Raw genomic sequence first — 15,287 nt, 5'->3', positions numbered from 1 at the left:
GCTCGCCAACGCGCAAAACTCACGCCTCAACTCCATCACCGACATAGCTCCCCATGGCATCGCCCACCTCCCTGAAAGTCAGGCAAATGTGTTACCCATGTCCCCGAACAGGTGTTACCCTTGTCTCCGGTCTGTACACCCGGTGGGGGAGAGGAAAGACGACGGCGGGGCTTTGTGGGGAGGGGGAACCCTCATGGAGTCAATTGACCGCCCGACGCTCTTGTTTGGTCGCGTTCTCGACGGTCAACCGGTGTCCACTTGACCTGAAAATGCTTTAGCATAGGCCCATTCGCTCACATGATGCTCAATGAGCCGAAGGTCGCCGCATATCGCTTGCGCAGTTCCGCCTTCTGCACCTTGCCCATGGCGTTGCGCGGCAGCTCCGCCACTTCGAAAATGCGCTTCGGCACCTTGAACCTGGCGAGCGAGGCTGACAGCGCGGCAATGATCTCCGCCTCCGGCGGCAGCTCCGTCCTGGCGGTCACCACCGCGACAACGCCTTCGCCGAAGTCCGGGTGCGGCACGCCGATGACCGCGCTCTCGCCGATGTGGGGAATCGCATCGAGCGCGTCCTCGATTTCCTTCGGGTAGACGTTCAAGCCCCCCGATATGATGAGGTCCCTGGCGCGGCCCACGATCGACACGCGTCCTTCCGCATCGATGGCGCCCACGTCGCCGGTGATGAACCAGCGATCCGCGGTGAACTCCTCGCGCGTCTTCTCCGGCATGCGCCAGTAACCCTTGAAGACGTTGGGGCCCGTCACTTCGAGAACCCCCGGCTGCGCGCCGCGGATGCGCACCGAGACGCCCGGCAATGCGAAGCCCACAGTGCCGGGCACGCGCGCGCCGTCATGGGGGTTGGAGGCGATCATGCCCGTTTCCGTCATGCCATAGCGTTCGAGGATGGCGTGGCCCGAGCGCGCCTGGAAGGCTTTATGCGTGTCCGCAAGCAGCGGGGCGGAGCCGGAGATGAAGAGCCGCATGTTGCGCGCGGTGTCGCCCGTGAAGGCCGGTTCCGCGAGGAGCCGCGTGTAGAAGGAAGGCACGCCCATCATCAAGGTCGCGTCCGGCATCGCCGCAATCATCGCCCTGACGTCGAACCTGTTGAGCCAGATCGTGGACGCGGCGGAGAGAAAGGCCGTGTTCAACGCCACGAAAAGCCCATGCACATGAAAGATCGGCAGCGCATGCAGCAGCGTGTCGCCCGGTGTTATGCGCCAGAGGTCCACCAGCGTCCCGGCATTGGACTCCAGATTGGCATGGGTGATCATCGCGCCTTTGGAGCGGCCGGTGGTGCCGGAGGTGTAGAGAAGGCCCGCGAGATCGTCGCCATCGCGCGGCGCTGTCTCGTGCCGGTCATCCATCGTCGCGGCCATCGTTGCAAGCGAACCGTTCCCCTCCTGATCGAGGTTCACCACGGCGAAGACCTTCGATCTGTCGCCCAGGGCCCGCATCTCCGCCTGGCGCGCGGGATCGCAGACGATCAGCTTCGGCTGGGCATCCGCGACGAAATAGGCGACTTCCGCCGCGGTGTAGGCCGTGTTGAGCGGCTGGTAGACCGCGCCAACCTTCAGCGTGGCGAGATAGAGCAGCACATTGGCGACGGATTTTTCCGCCTGCACCGTAACCCGGTCGCCCGGCTCCACGCCGAGCGCGCCAAGGGCATTGGCATAGCGCGATGCGCCGCGCGCAAGCCCGCCGAAGGTCAGCGCCGCCGCGCCATCGGCGGAGCGCAGCGCGATGCGCGGGGCGTTCGCCCCGAACACCTGTTCGAAGCGGGCGTAGAGGTTGCCGCTCATGCCTCGATGAACGCCTTCATCCGCTTCAGCGCCTCCGCCAGATCGGCCTCGCTCGCGGCATAGGACAGCCGCATGAAGCCCTTGCCGTTCTGGCCGAAGCTTTCGCCGAAGATCAGCGCCACATAGGCCTTGTCGAGCAGCTCGCGCGCGAGGTCGCGCGATTGCCAGCCGGAGCCGGTGATGTTGGGGAAGGCATAGAAGGCGCCGCCCGGCACGCGGCAGCGCACACCCTTGATGTCATTGAGGCCTTTCACAACCAGGTCGCGGCGCTTCTGGAAGCTCCGGCGGAAGCCCTCGATCTCGTCCATCGGCCCGGTGATCGCCGCAAGACCGCCCATCTGGGTTGCAACCGAGGTGCAGGAGTGGTCCACCGTGATCAGTTTCTTCACATATTCGATCAGGCGCCTGGGCCAGATGCCGAAGCCGAGCCGCCAGCCCGTCATCGCGAATGTCTTCGACCAGCCATCGAGGATGATGGTGCGGTCGCGGAGTTCCGGGAAGGAGAGGAAGCTCACGAAATCGGCGCCATCATAGACCTGGTGGCTGTAGATTTCGTCCGACAGCACCGCGACGTCCGGGTGCCTGGCCAGCCCATGCGCCAGCCTGGTGATCTCCCCGCGCGAGACCACGCCGCCAGTCGGATTCGCCGGCGAGTTGATGATGATGAGGCGCGTGGCCGGCGTGATCAGGGAGAGCACCTCTTCGGCATCGAAGCCGAAGTCCTTCTCCTCGCGGATGGGGTAGGCCACGGGCGTGGCGCCGCTGGAGCGCGCCGCATCGCGGTAGGGCGGGAAGCCCGGATCGGGGTAGAGGATTTCCGCACCCGGTCCGCCGAAGATCTGGCAGGCGAAATAGAAGGTCACCTTGCCGCCCGGCACGATGACCACCTCATCGCCCGTCACCGGAACCCCGAAGCGACCGCCCACATATTGCGCCACGGCATCGCGCAGTGCCGGCAACCCCTGCGGGCTGGTATAGCCATGCGGTCCGTCGCGCACCGCCTTTCCGGCAGCCTCCAGAATGTGCTTCGGCGGCTGGAAGTCGGGCTGGCCGATGCCAAGATTGATGACCGGGTGGCCCTCCGCGCGCAGTGCGTTGGCGCGGTCCATGACAGTGAAGGCGGTCTCTTCCTCGATGGCCGCCACGGCAGGATTGATCTTCAGCATCAGCTCACATTATCGGTTGCGGGGTTCAGCATTTGGCTGACGTTTCGTCCGCCATGGCCTGTTTCTACGGCGCGGGCGAAGATCTCCGCAACGCAATCCGTCAGCTTCGAACCGCAACCCAGCTCCCCGGCCAGTTCGGCATAATAGCCGATGTCCTTCGCCGCATTCGCAAGCGCGAAACGATAGCCGTCGAAATCGCCCTTCAGCGCCGGCTCCACCATCTTGCGCAGCACGCCGGAATTGCCGGATCCATTGAGCATCGCCTCATAGAGGTCCTTCCAGTCGATCGCCGCGGCGCGCGCCGCGCCAAAGGTCTCCGCCACCAGCGCCACCATGCCGGTGACGAGATAGTTGGACATGAGCTTCGCCGTGTGGCCGCTGCCCGGCGGCCCGAAACGGCGGATCGTGGTGGCGAAGCAGCCGAGCAGGGGGGAGATGCGGGCGAAGGTCTCAGGGCTCGCCCCGCACAGCACGCCGAGCGTGCCCTGTTCGGCCTGCTCCGGCCCGCCGGTGAGCGGGATGTCGGCATAGGCGACGCCCAGCGCCTGCAACTCATGCGCCAGTTTCCTCGTGGCGGCGGGGGCGGAGGTGCCCGCATCCATAATGATCTGGCCTGCCCGCAGATGCGGCCTGAGCTGCCCGATCGTGTCCTCCACCACTTTCGAGGTGGTGACGCAGAGCAGGATCGCCCCGGCCTGCGCGATGTCCTGAAGGGACTTTGCCTCGCGCGCCCCCTTCGCCACGAGGTCCTCGATGGGCGCGCGGTTGCGGTGGGCGATCACGCTCAGCTGGTGGCCATGTTTCAGCAGGTTGGCGGCCATGCCATGGCCCATCATTCCCGCCCCGATCAGGCCGACATGCATGCTTGCCTCACTTCTTTGCCGCCATTAAGCAGGCTGTGAACCGACGTCTTCTCCCGCTTCTTCAGCGGGAGAAGAAGGGACCCGTTGCTGGATAAGCAACGGGGAGATGAGGGAAAACGGGCTTCGCATGTCGTCTGGGCCCGCTTTCCCTCACCTACCCCAACTTCGTTGGGGCCCCCTCCTCTCCCGCTTCGCAGGAGAGGACGATGAAGGCAAACAAACGAACCGGGAGTTTCTCACTATGGCGCTGCACCGCAATTTGATCAATGGCGAATGGCTGGAGGGCAAGGGCGTCCGCGAGAACATCAACCCCTCCGATGTCAGCGACATCGTCGGCGAATATGCCCAGGCCGACAAGGCGCAGACGGAGGCCGCCATCGCCTCGGCCAGGGCCGCGCAGCCCGCCTGGGCCGCCGCCACGCCGCAGGCCCGCGCCGATGCGCTGGAATTCATCGGCGCCGAGCTCCTCGCCCGCAAGGACGAGATCGGCCGCCTCCTGTCGCGCGAGGAGGGAAAGCCGCTGGCCAACGGCATCGCCGAAACGATGCGCGCGGCGCAGATCTTCAAATTCTTCGCCCAGGAGGCGCTGCGCGTCGAGGGCATTGCCGTTTCCTCCGTCCGTCCCGGCGTGGACGTGACCGTCACGCGCGAGGCGGTGGGCGTCGCGGGCCTCATCTGCCCATGGAACTTCCCCATCGCCATTCCGGCCTGGAAGATGGCGCCGGCGCTGGCCTTCGGCAATGCCGTGGTGTTCAAGCCCGCCGACCTCGTGCCGGGTTCGGCCTGGGCGCTCTCCGAAATCGTCTCGCGGTCGGGGATCCCGAGGGGCGTGTTCAACCTCGTCATGGGCCGCGGCTCGGTGGTGGGTCAGACATTGCTCGAGTCGCGTGACGTGAACGCCATTTCCTTCACGGGTTCGGTCGAGACCGGCGGCAAGGTTGCCATGGCCTGCGCCGCGCGCGGGGCCAGGTTCCAGCTCGAGATGGGCGGCAAGAATCCGCTCGTGGTGCTCGATGACGCCGACCTCGACATCGCGGTGGCGGCGGCGCTTGACGGCGCCTTTTACCAGACCGGCCAGCGCTGCACGGCGTCCTCGCGCCTCATCGTGCAGTCGAAGGTGCATGATGCCTTTGTCGGGCGCATGGTGGAGGGCATGAAGAAGCTGAAGGTCGATCACGCGCTGAAGGACGGCACCGTCATCGGCCCCGTGGTTGACGAGAGCCAGTTGGCGCAGGACGAACGCTACATCGAGATCGCGCGCGGCGAGGGCGGCGAACTTGCCTGGGGCGGCGAGCGGCTGAACCGCGACACCAGGGGCTTCTACCTCAGCCCCGCGCTGTTCATCGGCACCAGGAACGACATGCGCATCAACCGCGAGGAGGTGTTCGGCCCCGTTGCCTCGGTGATCAAGGTCGACAGCTATGACGAGGCGCTGAATGTGGCCAACGACACCGCCTTCGGCCTGTCCTCCGGCATCGTCACGACGTCGCTGAAATACGCCACCGATTTCCGCAAGAAGTCGGCGGCGGGCATGGTGATGGTGAACCTCGCCACCGCCGGTGTGGACTATCACGTGCCCTTCGGCGGCCGTAAGGGCTCGAGCTATGGCGCGCGCGAGCAGGGGCGTTTTGCGGCGGAGTTCTATACGGCCGTCAAGACGGCCTACACGCTGGCGTAGGACCCGAAAGATCTCACATGATATCTCACCTTGGCCGGGCTTGACCCAGCCATCCTTCTTGGCAGCCGCGGAGAGGATGCCCGGATCAGGTCCGGGCTTATCAGTCTGCAGGCGCCGGCACGTCGCCAAAGAAGAGATAGTCGGCCGCGATCATCCACACGATCCGCGAATACATGAAAGGCGCGCTCTGCGAAGAGCCGACGTTCCAATTACTCTTTTTTACGTTCAGCCAATACCAAGACGTTTATACCACGGCTTATACGCTGGCGTGAGCCGTTAACGTCCCTTCCCGCAGGCGGGAGAAGCCATAACGCGCTGGAGCGGATGACGGGAGCGTCTCGTCAAACCAGCGCGATCCCCTGTTCCTGGAAGCTCTTGCGCGCGGCGTCCGCCGATCCATCGAGGTCGATCGACCGGCAGGCCGCCTCGATCACTTCCGTCTCGAAGCCCAGCTTGCGCGCATCCTCCGCCGAGAAGCGCACGCAATAGTCGAAGGCGAGGCCGGCGCAGACCACCTTCTCGAAGCCGCGCTCCCTGAGATAGCCGCCAAGCCCCGTGGGCGTCGTGCGGTCATTCTCGAAGAAGGCCGAATAGCTGTCGATCTCTTCGCGGAAACCCTTGCGGATGATCAATTCGGCATTGGGAATGTGAAGGTCCTTGTGAAACGCCGCGCCAGGCGTGTCCTGCACGCAGTGGTCGGGCCACAGTGTCTGGTGGCCGTAATGCATCATGGCGGTTTCGAAGGGCTTCCCGGCCGGGTGCTGAGTGGCGAATGACTTGTGCTGGGCGGGGTGCCAGTCCTGCGTCAGCACCACATGGCGGAAGCCGCGGGCGAGGCGGTTGATGAGCGGCACAACCTCGTTGCCGCCCGGAACCGCCAGCTTGCCGCCGGGGCAGAAATCGTTCTGCACGTCGATGACGAGAAGGACATCGGTGTCGTTCCACATGGCTTCACCTCATGCCGGCGATGGCGGCGGCACAGCCCTTGAGGGCCGGGAACCTGTCGATGATCACATAGACCGGGATCGGCTTCATCACGAAGGCCAGCCGCCCCTTGTCCTCGAAGACGGACCGGAAGGGCCCGGACTGCAACTTGCCAATGATCGACGGCGCGATGCCGCCCGCGAGGTAGACCCCGCCCCTCGCCTGCATGGTCATTGCCGCATCCCCCGCCACGCGGGCAAGCCAGACGATGAACTGGTCCAGCGTTTTCACCGCCGCTGCATCCGTTCCCGCCAGTGCGGCTTGCAGCACGGCCTCGGGCGTATCCAGCACCGGCTCGGCCGTCGCAGCCCGATACATGCGCAGCAGCCCGCCCCCGGTGATGGCATCCTCCGATTCGAACAGCACGCCGGGCTTCGACATGCGCGCGCGCCAGTCGAATTCCTCCTGCGTGACCACGGGCAGCGTGATGTGGCCCACCTCGCCCGGCAGCGCCATCCAGCCTCCTTGCGGCAGCGGCGCCAGCGTCGCCATGCCGAGCCCGGTGCCCGGCCCCAGCACGATCTTGACGGCAGGCTTCCGCGGCAGATCGCCGCCGATCCGCACCACGTCCTCGCCGTCAAGGTGGGGCAGCGCCAGCGCCAGCGCCTCGAAGTCGTTGAGCAGGCGGAACGCCTTCGCACCGGCCGCCTTCCGCAGCGACTCGCGGGTGAAGCTCCAATTGCGGTTGGTGAGGTGCACAACTTCGCCCTCGACCGGGCCTGCCACCGCGATGGCCGCGCCTGCGAGCCGCGAAACCCCCCTGGCCTTCACATAGGCCGCGATCGAGTCCTCCAGCGAGGCAAAATCGTCGTTCTTCTGGACGGCGACATGCGCCACCCGCGTCGTCCCGGGCGCGACCAGCCCGAAGCGCGAATTGGTGCCTCCGATATCGCCGACAAGCGCCAGTTCCGTCATGGCTTTTCCCCCGGCCCCTCAACTGCCACGGAAGCCGGATTTCGGCAAGCTTTACCCTCCCCCCAAACCCGTCCAGCGCATGTTCCGTTCAGGCGGAATCGCCTGAACAGACCATGCGCCGGATCAAAAGCCTGAGCATGATCTTGTCGCAAAACCGGTTCCACTTTTGCGGATCATGCTTTAGGAAGCCCGCAACCCCTCAAAGCTCAGGTTTTCCGTGACCAACCCGCTCGAGCAGGAAGTGGCGCGCCGGCGCACCTTCGCCATCATCTCCCACCCGGACGCGGGCAAGACCACGCTGACCGAAAAGCTCCTGCTGTTCGGCGGCGCCATCCAGCTCGCAGGCCAGGTCCGCGCCAAGGGCGACCGCCGCCGCACCCGCTCCGACTGGATGTCGATCGAGCGCGCCCGCGGCATCTCGGTCGTCACTTCCGTCATGACCTTCGAATATGACGGCACGGTCTTCAACCTGCTCGACACGCCGGGCCACGAGGACTTCTCGGAAGACACCTACCGCACGCTCACCGCGGTCGATGCCGCCGTCATGGTCATCGACGCCGCCAAGGGCATCGAGGCCCGCACCCGCAAGCTGTTCGAGATCTGCCGCCTGCGCGACATTCCCATCATCACCTTCGTCAACAAGATGGACCGCGAAGCGCGCGACCCGCTCGATCTTCTGGACGAGATCGAGAAGGGCCTGGCCCTCAGTGTCGCTCCCATGGTCTGGCCCATCGGCCAGGGCAAGGATTTCGCGGGCACCTATGACCTCAACTCCCCGCGCGTCCGCCAGATCGAGCAGGACCCGGAAGGCGTTCCCGTCTCCGGTCCTGATGATCCGCTGATCCCCACGCTGGTTCGGCCTGACACCTTCGCCAGGTGGCGCGACGAGATCGGCCTGGTGAAGGACCTGTGCACCAGCTTCGACCGGCGGGCTTTTCTCGAGGGCCATCTCTCGCCCGTCTATTTCGGCTCGGCCTTGAAGAACTTCGGCGTGCGCGACCTTCTGGAGGCGCTCATCGCCTATGCACCGCCGCCGCGTGACCAGCAGGCGGCCGGCCGCGTGGTGCATGCAACCGAACCGAAGATGACCGGCATCGTCTTCAAGATACAGGCCAATATGGACCCGAACCACCGGGACCGCATCGCCTTCATGCGCCTCGCGTCGGGCAAGCTGACGCGCGGCATGAAGGCGAAACTCGTGCGCACCGGCAAGACGGTGGCGCTCAACGCCCCGCAGTTCTTCTTCGCGCAGGACCGTTCCATTGCGGATGAGGCCTTCGCGGGCGATGTGGTCGGCATTCCCAACCACGGCCTGCTGCGCATCGGCGACACGCTGACGGAAGGCGAGGACGTGGTGTTCACCGGCGTTCCCAGCTTCGCGCCGGAAATCCTGCGCCGCGTGAAGCTCGGCGACCCGATGAAGGCCAAGAAACTGCGCGAGGCGCTGGAGCAGCTGGCTGAGGAGGGCGTTGTCCAGCTCTTCATCCCGGCCGATGGCTCTCCCGCCATCGTGGGTGTGGTTGGTGCGCTGCAGCTCGACGTGCTGGCGGACAGGCTGGCGAATGAATATGGCGTCCCGGTCAGCTTCGAGCCCGCGCGCTATGAGGTCATGCGCTGGATTTCCTGCGACGACCCCAGGAAGCTGGACGAGTTCATCGCCAGCAACCGCTTCTCCATCGCGCATGATCTTGACGGCGACCCGGTGTTCATGGCGCAATCGGCGTTCAACCTGAACTACACGCTTGAGCGCGCGCCGGACATCCGCGCCGCCGAGATCAAGGAAATGCACAAGCCGCAATGACAGCGCTGGCCGCCTGGTACCTGCCCCTGGGTTTTGGCTTCGCCCATGCCGCGGCCATCGTGCTGATCCTTGTGCTGTGGGGCTTCTATACGCCGATCCTCGCGTGTCTCGGCCGCGGCTCGCTGAACTCGCAACTCCACTCGGTTCGCCTCCGCTGGCTCGAGGTGCACCAGGACACCGGCCGCGAGCACCGTGTCTTCGACGCGATCCTGCTTGGCCACATCTCGAACTCGATTTCCTATTTCGGCTCGGGCACGCTGCTGGTGCTGGCGGGCCTCGTCGGTGCGCTCGCCAACGTCAACAACGTCTTCCTGCTGACGCGCGGCCTGGCCTTCATCGACCATTCGATGTCGCTTCAGCTCTTCACGCTCTGCGTCCTTCTGCTCACCGCCATCCTCGCGCAGTGCTTCTTTTCCTTTACCTATGCGCTCCGCAAGATGGCCTATACCTTCGCGATGCTCGGCGGACTGCAGGCGACGAAGGCGGATTCGCCGCAGGCCCGCATCATGGGCGAACAGTCGGCGGTGGTTCTGACGGAGGCCGTGCGCTCGATCAACACCGGCATTCGCGGCTATTACTATGCGGTGGCGGCGCTGTTCCTCTTCGCCGGCCCCTGGGCCTGCATCGCCGCGACGCTGGTCATCACCGCGCTGCTCTACTACCGCCAGCTTTTCTCGCCCACGGCGGTGGCCATCGCCAGATATGTGGACGTGCTGAAGAGCGTGAAGGGGTAGCCGCCGCGGGTCCTTCACCCGTCCCTGAGAGATGGGCGAAGGGCATGAGCGCCGAAGGCGCCCCGGTTCGATAAGGCGGGCGGCCGCCCGCCGCTTCCGGACGGCGGCATCGCGTGCGGTGAATGTGTTGAAGCTGCGGAGGGAAACGGGGTCTGTGAAGCCGCGCCCGCGCGGTTGCGTCCGGCATGGCAAGCTGATGCCGCACCGTGAGTTCGCTCCCGGCATTGCCGAAAGCCAGCCCGCCCCCAAACCCGGCGACGTGTTCATTCCCGACAGGCTTTCAAGCCACAAAGCGAACGCGCGGAAAAACTGATCCGGGAATATGGCTCCTGGGGCAAGATCCGCAAAAGCCGTTCCAATTTTGCGGATCATACTCTATCTCTGTGACTGGTCGCATTTTCGACGGTCAACCGGTGTCCGCTTGTCTTGAAAATGCTTTAGTATCTTGCGTTTTTCGAAGACGATGCTGACGCTTGTGGACCATCGCATTGAATGCAAACAGGAGAACACCATGACCACCCGCCGCCATTTCCTCGGATCCGTATCGGCAGCAAGCGCCGCCTTCGCGGTAACCGGCAAGCATCTCCTTGAAGGCAGTCCTGCCTTCGCGCAGGATGCCGCCGCCCCGTTGGCTGGTCATTTCCACCCCAAGGGCAAGGCGCCTTCAAAGTTCACACTCGACATTCTTCAGAAGGCCAAGGCGACGCTCCCCTTCGGCGATACGCGTGATCTCGACGAGCAGAAGAAGGGTTTCATAGCTGAGATGCCCGACTTGCAGATCAAGGCCGACGCCGGGCACATCGCCTGGGACATGAAGCGCTTCCAGTTCCTCGACGAGCAGGAGGACTTCGACAGCATCCATCCCTCGCTGCTGCGGCAGTCGCGGCTCAATAACAATTACGGCCTCTACGAGGTGATGCCGGGCATCTATCAGGTTCGCGGCGCCGACCTGTCAGACATCACGTTCGTGCGCGGCAAGACGGGCTGGATCGTCTTCGACACTCTCGTCAGCGCCGAGCCCGTGCGTGCGGCCTGGAAGCTGTTCCAGGAACACAGGGGCGAGGGCCTGCCAGTGACGGCCGTGATCTACTCCCATACCCATGCCGATCATTGGGGTGGCATCCGGGGGCTGGTCTCCGAGGAAGATGTCCGCTCCGGCAAGGTCCAGGTGATTGCGCCCATCGATTTCATGTCGTTCACGATCTCGGAGAACGTCTACGCGGGCAATGCCATGAACCGGCGCCTGTTCTTCCAGTACGGCCTGCTGCTGCCCGCCAGTCCGCATGGCTATGTGGGACAAGGCCTCGGCCAGGCGGTGTCGGCTGGCTCCGTCGGCCTCATTGCGCCGACGCGCTATGTCTCCCAGCCGATCGAGGAGTTCGAAGTGGACGGCGTTCGCATGATCTTCCAGAACACGCCCAACACCGAGGCGCCCCGGGAGATGAACACCTATATCCCGGACATGAAGGCGCTGTGGATGGCGGAGAATGTCATCGCCTCACTGCACAACATATACACCTTGCGCGGAGCTCCGGTGCGCGATCCGCTCAACTGGTCGAAATACATCGGCGAGGCGTTGTTCCGCTTCGGCCTCGAGGCAGAAGTGATGTTCGCCTCGCATCACTGGCCGCGCTGGGGCAATGCACGCATTCAGGAGGTTCTGCGTGCTCAGCGCGATCTCTACGCCAACATGAACAACCAGGTGCTGCACTACGCCAACCAGGGCGTCACCATCAACGAGATCCACAATGTCTATGAAGTTCCGAAAAGCCTTCAGGAAATGTGGTTCTGCCGCGGCTATCATGGCTCGCCGCAGCACAACAGCCGTGGCGTTATCCAGCGCTATCTCGGCTTCTGGGACTGTAACCCCGCCACCCTCATTCCTTTGTCACCGGGTGACTCCGCTCCGCTCTATGTCGAGATGATGGGCGGATCGGACAGGATCCTGGCGCGTGGCCAGGAACTCCACAACGAGGGCAAGTACTTCCTTGCTCAGGAGATCGTGAACAAGCTGGTGCAGGCTGAACCCGCGAACCAGCCCGCCAGGGACCTTCTGGCCGACATCTTCGAGCAGATCGGCTATCAGCAGGAGAACCCCGGTCTCCGCAACAGCTTCCTTGCCGGCGCCTATGAGCTGCGCACCGGGATCCCGGAAGGCGAGACCGCGAACTCGAGCAGCCCTGACGTGATCCGGGCCATGTCGACCGAGTTGTTCCTGAACTTCCTCGCAATCCGCATGGACAGCCGCAAGGCGGAGGGCCTGCGCTTCACGATGAACCTGATCACGCCGGACAACGGCGAAAAATTCGTGGTCGAGTTGCAGAACGCCACCCTCACCAACATCCAGGGCTTCCTTGCCGACAAGCCGGACCTCACGCTCACCATCAACCGCTCTGACCTTGAGCAGACCATGATGGGCGCCAAGACCCTGGAGGACCAGATCAAGGACGGCGCCGCCAAGGTGGATGGCGATGTCAGCATCCTTGCGAAGCTCGCGGCGACGATGGTCGACTTCGACCCGCGCTTCGAAGTGCTGCCGGGCACCAAGCAAGTTGGACCTGTTGCGGCGGTTGATCCCTATGAGGCCGTGGCGGGCGCCGCGATCGCGGAGTGACCAGGTTGTTTCGGAATTGAGGGACATCCAGGTGGCGGGAAGCGCGGATCGTGGGTGGTCCGGCGCCTCGCCCCTGGTTCCTGACCGGTCCAATGGATGGCGGGAATGAGCGTCCTCATCGTGAACCCGCCCTGATCCTGCCGTCCTCATTTATTCTGCCGCCTTCAATTTGACTGGCAACATCTCCCAATCCCTTCGCCTTACTCCCGGCAGAGCGGGTCACGCTTCGCGACAGCAGCGAGCCGCAAAATGAAATTGCGCGGAGACCACGGTCACCCACCCGCTTTCCTGCGAAAGCGAAGACCTCAAACGACGCGGTCAGAATCCGAGATCGGTTGCTTGGGGAGTATTCACGGGGGACGGCCTGCCCGCACGCCCCAAATCGTGAGTTTTCATTCACAAAGTCAAGAAAACTGAGCTTGCTGCAACTTGAATACGCTTAAGAGAAGATTCACCACTTCTCTTTTACGATCTCATGCATTCGGAAGCCAAAGGTTCCCCATGCTGAGTTTGTTGCGTCATGTCTTCCTTCGAATTTTGTCATTCGTCAGCCTTGGCATGGCAGCCTTGATCTTCGCCGCACCGGCCGTGCATGCGGCGCAGGAAATCGTACTGATAGCCGACCAGTCAATGATTGTGACCCTGTCCGAGGTTCCGGCAACGGTGGTCGTCGGAAATCCTTCAGTGGCTGACGTCACCATGGACGGACAGTCGCTGTTTTTTCACCCCAGGGCCTGGGGTCTGACCAATATCGTCGCGTTGGACGCCAAGGGCAGGAAGCTCGGAGACTATTTGGTTCGGGTTGTCTTCGAGGACCGTTACAGCGTCTCGATGTATACGCCGGATGGGCGCAAGACCTACACGTGCCGGAGGGACTGCGAACGGGCCCTGCGGATTGGCGACTCAGCCGAATTCTTCTCAGGCTACGTCGGCCAGGCCTTGCAAAAGAATAGCGTTGCATTGGGACCAGGCATCGGCGAAGACACGTCCGCGCAACAGATCGGTCCACGATCTGTTGTTACGCAACCTATGATGGTATCGCCCACGGTTACAACCATCACCAATACAACACCTGCCATTTCTCAATAAGGACTTTGTACTGGCTTTAATTGTGGTTTCGCCGCGAACTGCTCTATAGTGAGCGGCTGCGGCTATTGGATTGGCTGCGGTGGAGTTCATGAATGGAACGCTTGGCGTGGCCATCACCGAGGAGGAGATTGCGCCGGAGCGAGGCGGGCGCCACCGTGATCGAATTCGCCGTCGTATTCCCCGTTTTTATACTGATGTTCAGCGCGGTTTTCGAAACCGGCGCATTCATCCTCAAGCAGAACCAGCTTCGGTTCGCGACGGAGAGCGCCGCGCGAAGCATCAGGCTTCTGAGCGTTGGACCGATTGACAACTCAACCACCACACCCCAGAAGAACATCTCCGAATTCAAGACTCTGCTTTGCGCCAAGATGCCGTCCTCGTCCTGCACGAGTGACATAGCCGTGGACGTCCGGAAGGGCGCGACCTTCGCGGACATAAAGGCAGTCATGCCCAACCCGGCCACAAAGGTTGGAAGAATAAATCGGACAACGACATATACCGAGACGTACGAACCGGGAGGTCCGGGCATGACAGGATCGCTGATCGTCACCTACGACTGGAGATTCGCCTTTCCCGGAATTGCGCTTTTGTTCGGCAATGTTGGCACTTACCCAGGCATCAGGCGTCTCGTGGCGACCGTCGTCTTCAGGAACGAGGGCCAATAATCATGCTCGCAACCGCGCGTCGCATCCGGACAAGGCCACGCGGGAACCGGGGCGTCGCCGCGATTGAATTTATCATCATCTTCCCTATCTTGCTGCTGCTGTTCATCGGCGCGATAAACATCACCCAGTTCATGACTGTGAACCAAAAGGTCAAGGCGGCGGCGGAACTGGCCGCAGATCTCATCACCCGAAATAAAGACACAATTCAAACTGCGGACATCGACGACTACTTCACCGCCGTCGAGTTGTCGCTCCGGCCAATCGATTTCAGTAAAGTACGGGTCGATGTTTACAACTTTTATCGGAAGAACAACACGGACGATACGGCAACCGAGCGCTGGCGTCGGTCGTCGCCGACTGGCACGGCCTGCAGCAGTCCCAATACCGCCAGCACCTCTCCCCTCAGCAAACTGGTTACGAGCCAGACCAACGATGTGGTATTGGCCGTGGTTTGCTTACCGTTCTCCATGCCCGGTGGGAATATCTTGGGGCTGGGCAGTCTGTTCAATAACAAGGTCATCGAAAGGCAGATGCTGATGGGCCTTCGCGAGTCACAAACGCTTTGCATATCGGCCAAGTGTACATAAGCTTTGGTCGTTCGGACTGTTTCGCGCTTTTCGAAGAGGGAGGCTTCTTTCACAGTGAGGGAAGAAAGAGGCCATGAAGGAAGAAAACGGAGGCAGGCCGATGGATAGTGTCCCTGTCCGTGGTGCAGTTGGCGGCATTGACCGCCGGGCTTGGAATGCTTCCCGCGCGGTGCGGCGGCGATGATTGCCCACTGCGCGACAGCTCCCGCCCTGGTCTCCTGAGTTAAGATTGTTTTCAGGTTCGCCGCAACTGCGGCGCGCTGCTTCGAACATGATCCGCAAGAGTGGAGGCGGCTTTGCGGCCAGATGATACTTAGTACTACAGTTGCGTCTGCGATAGATTTGTGATTCCTGCCGCTTTTGGCGGGAGGACGACAATGGTCGCGGAGTGG

At 63.1% G+C, this 15,287-nt stretch carries 12 protein-coding genes; 7 read left to right on the top strand and 5 right to left on the bottom strand.

Annotation, left to right across the window (positions count from 1 at the left end; all coding sequences use genetic code 11):
• Nucleotides 1-293: 293 nt before the first annotated feature.
• The 3 genes from IOC69_RS11785 to IOC69_RS11775 are packed head-to-tail and all read right to left on the bottom strand — an operon-like array spanning nucleotide 294 to nucleotide 3,828.
• Nucleotides 294-1,799 carry an AMP-binding protein gene (locus IOC69_RS11785; protein WP_290543752.1) on the bottom strand — a complete coding sequence of 502 codons (1,506 nt, stop codon included), beginning with the start codon at nucleotides 1,797-1,799 and terminating at the stop codon, nucleotides 294-296.
• Nucleotides 1,796-2,965, bottom strand: coding sequence for a pyridoxal phosphate-dependent aminotransferase (locus IOC69_RS11780; protein WP_290543751.1), 1,170 nt, complete (start codon nucleotides 2,963-2,965; stop codon nucleotides 1,796-1,798). The genes IOC69_RS11785 and IOC69_RS11780 overlap by 4 nt, the downstream gene beginning before the upstream one ends.
• Nucleotides 2,965-3,828, bottom strand: a complete 864-nt coding sequence (locus IOC69_RS11775; RefSeq protein WP_290543750.1) for an NAD(P)-dependent oxidoreductase — start codon at nucleotides 3,826-3,828, stop codon at nucleotides 2,965-2,967. Before IOC69_RS11775 ends, IOC69_RS11780 begins: the two co-directional genes overlap by 1 nt.
• A 241-nt stretch (nucleotides 3,829-4,069) precedes the next feature.
• Between IOC69_RS11775 and IOC69_RS11770 the strand changes: the two genes are divergently transcribed.
• Complete coding sequence (locus IOC69_RS11770) at nucleotides 4,070-5,506, top strand: aldehyde dehydrogenase family protein (RefSeq protein WP_290543749.1); 1,437 nt, start codon at nucleotides 4,070-4,072, stop codon at nucleotides 5,504-5,506.
• A gap of 341 nt (nucleotides 5,507-5,847) precedes the next feature.
• On the opposite strand, the gene pncA is transcribed toward IOC69_RS11770, so the two are convergent.
• Nucleotides 5,848-6,453 (bottom strand): bifunctional nicotinamidase/pyrazinamidase, encoded by a 606-nt coding sequence (gene pncA, locus IOC69_RS11765; RefSeq protein WP_290543748.1) that lies wholly within the window; start codon nucleotides 6,451-6,453, stop codon nucleotides 5,848-5,850.
• Nucleotides 6,454-6,457: 4 nt separating this feature from the next.
• Entirely contained in the window at nucleotides 6,458-7,405 is a 948-nt protein-coding gene (locus IOC69_RS11760) for a glucokinase (protein ID WP_290543747.1), read from the bottom strand.
• Nucleotides 7,406-7,622: 217 nt separating this feature from the next.
• Here IOC69_RS11760 and IOC69_RS11755 point away from each other — a divergent pair, with 217 nt between their 5' ends.
• The 6 genes from IOC69_RS11755 to IOC69_RS11730 all read left to right on the top strand — a co-directional run bounded on the left by IOC69_RS11755 (nucleotide 7,623) and on the right by IOC69_RS11730 (nucleotide 14,895).
• Nucleotides 7,623-9,206 (top strand): peptide chain release factor 3, encoded by a 1,584-nt coding sequence (locus IOC69_RS11755; RefSeq protein ID WP_290543746.1) that lies wholly within the window; start codon nucleotides 7,623-7,625, stop codon nucleotides 9,204-9,206.
• Nucleotides 9,203-9,940 carry a DUF599 family protein gene (locus IOC69_RS11750; RefSeq protein ID WP_290543745.1) on the top strand — a complete coding sequence of 246 codons (738 nt, stop codon included), beginning with the start codon at nucleotides 9,203-9,205 and terminating at the stop codon, nucleotides 9,938-9,940. The genes IOC69_RS11755 and IOC69_RS11750 overlap by 4 nt, the downstream gene beginning before the upstream one ends.
• A 511-nt stretch (nucleotides 9,941-10,451) precedes the next feature.
• Nucleotides 10,452-12,554 carry an alkyl sulfatase dimerization domain-containing protein gene (locus IOC69_RS11745; protein ID WP_290543744.1) on the top strand — a complete coding sequence of 701 codons (2,103 nt, stop codon included), beginning with the start codon at nucleotides 10,452-10,454 and terminating at the stop codon, nucleotides 12,552-12,554.
• A 501-nt stretch (nucleotides 12,555-13,055) separates the two neighbouring features.
• Nucleotides 13,056-13,643 (top strand): pilus assembly protein N-terminal domain-containing protein, encoded by a 588-nt coding sequence (locus tag IOC69_RS11740; protein WP_290543743.1) that lies wholly within the window; start codon nucleotides 13,056-13,058, stop codon nucleotides 13,641-13,643.
• Between the two features lie 92 nt (nucleotides 13,644-13,735).
• A complete protein-coding gene (locus tag IOC69_RS11735; protein ID WP_290543742.1) occupies nucleotides 13,736-14,308 on the top strand; it encodes a TadE/TadG family type IV pilus assembly protein in 573 nt (190 codons plus the stop codon).
• 2 nt (nucleotides 14,309-14,310) lie between these two features.
• Entirely contained in the window at nucleotides 14,311-14,895 is a 585-nt protein-coding gene (locus IOC69_RS11730) for a TadE/TadG family type IV pilus assembly protein (RefSeq protein WP_290543741.1), read from the top strand.
• The last annotated feature ends 392 nt before the right edge of the window (nucleotides 14,896-15,287 follow it).

This window comes from Aestuariivirga sp. (genome assembly GCF_020252405.1).
Taxonomy (GTDB): domain Bacteria; phylum Pseudomonadota; class Alphaproteobacteria; order Rhizobiales; family Aestuariivirgaceae; genus Aestuariivirga.
Note: the sequence above shows the minus strand (reverse complement) of the source record. Positions and strands in the feature narration are given on the sequence as shown.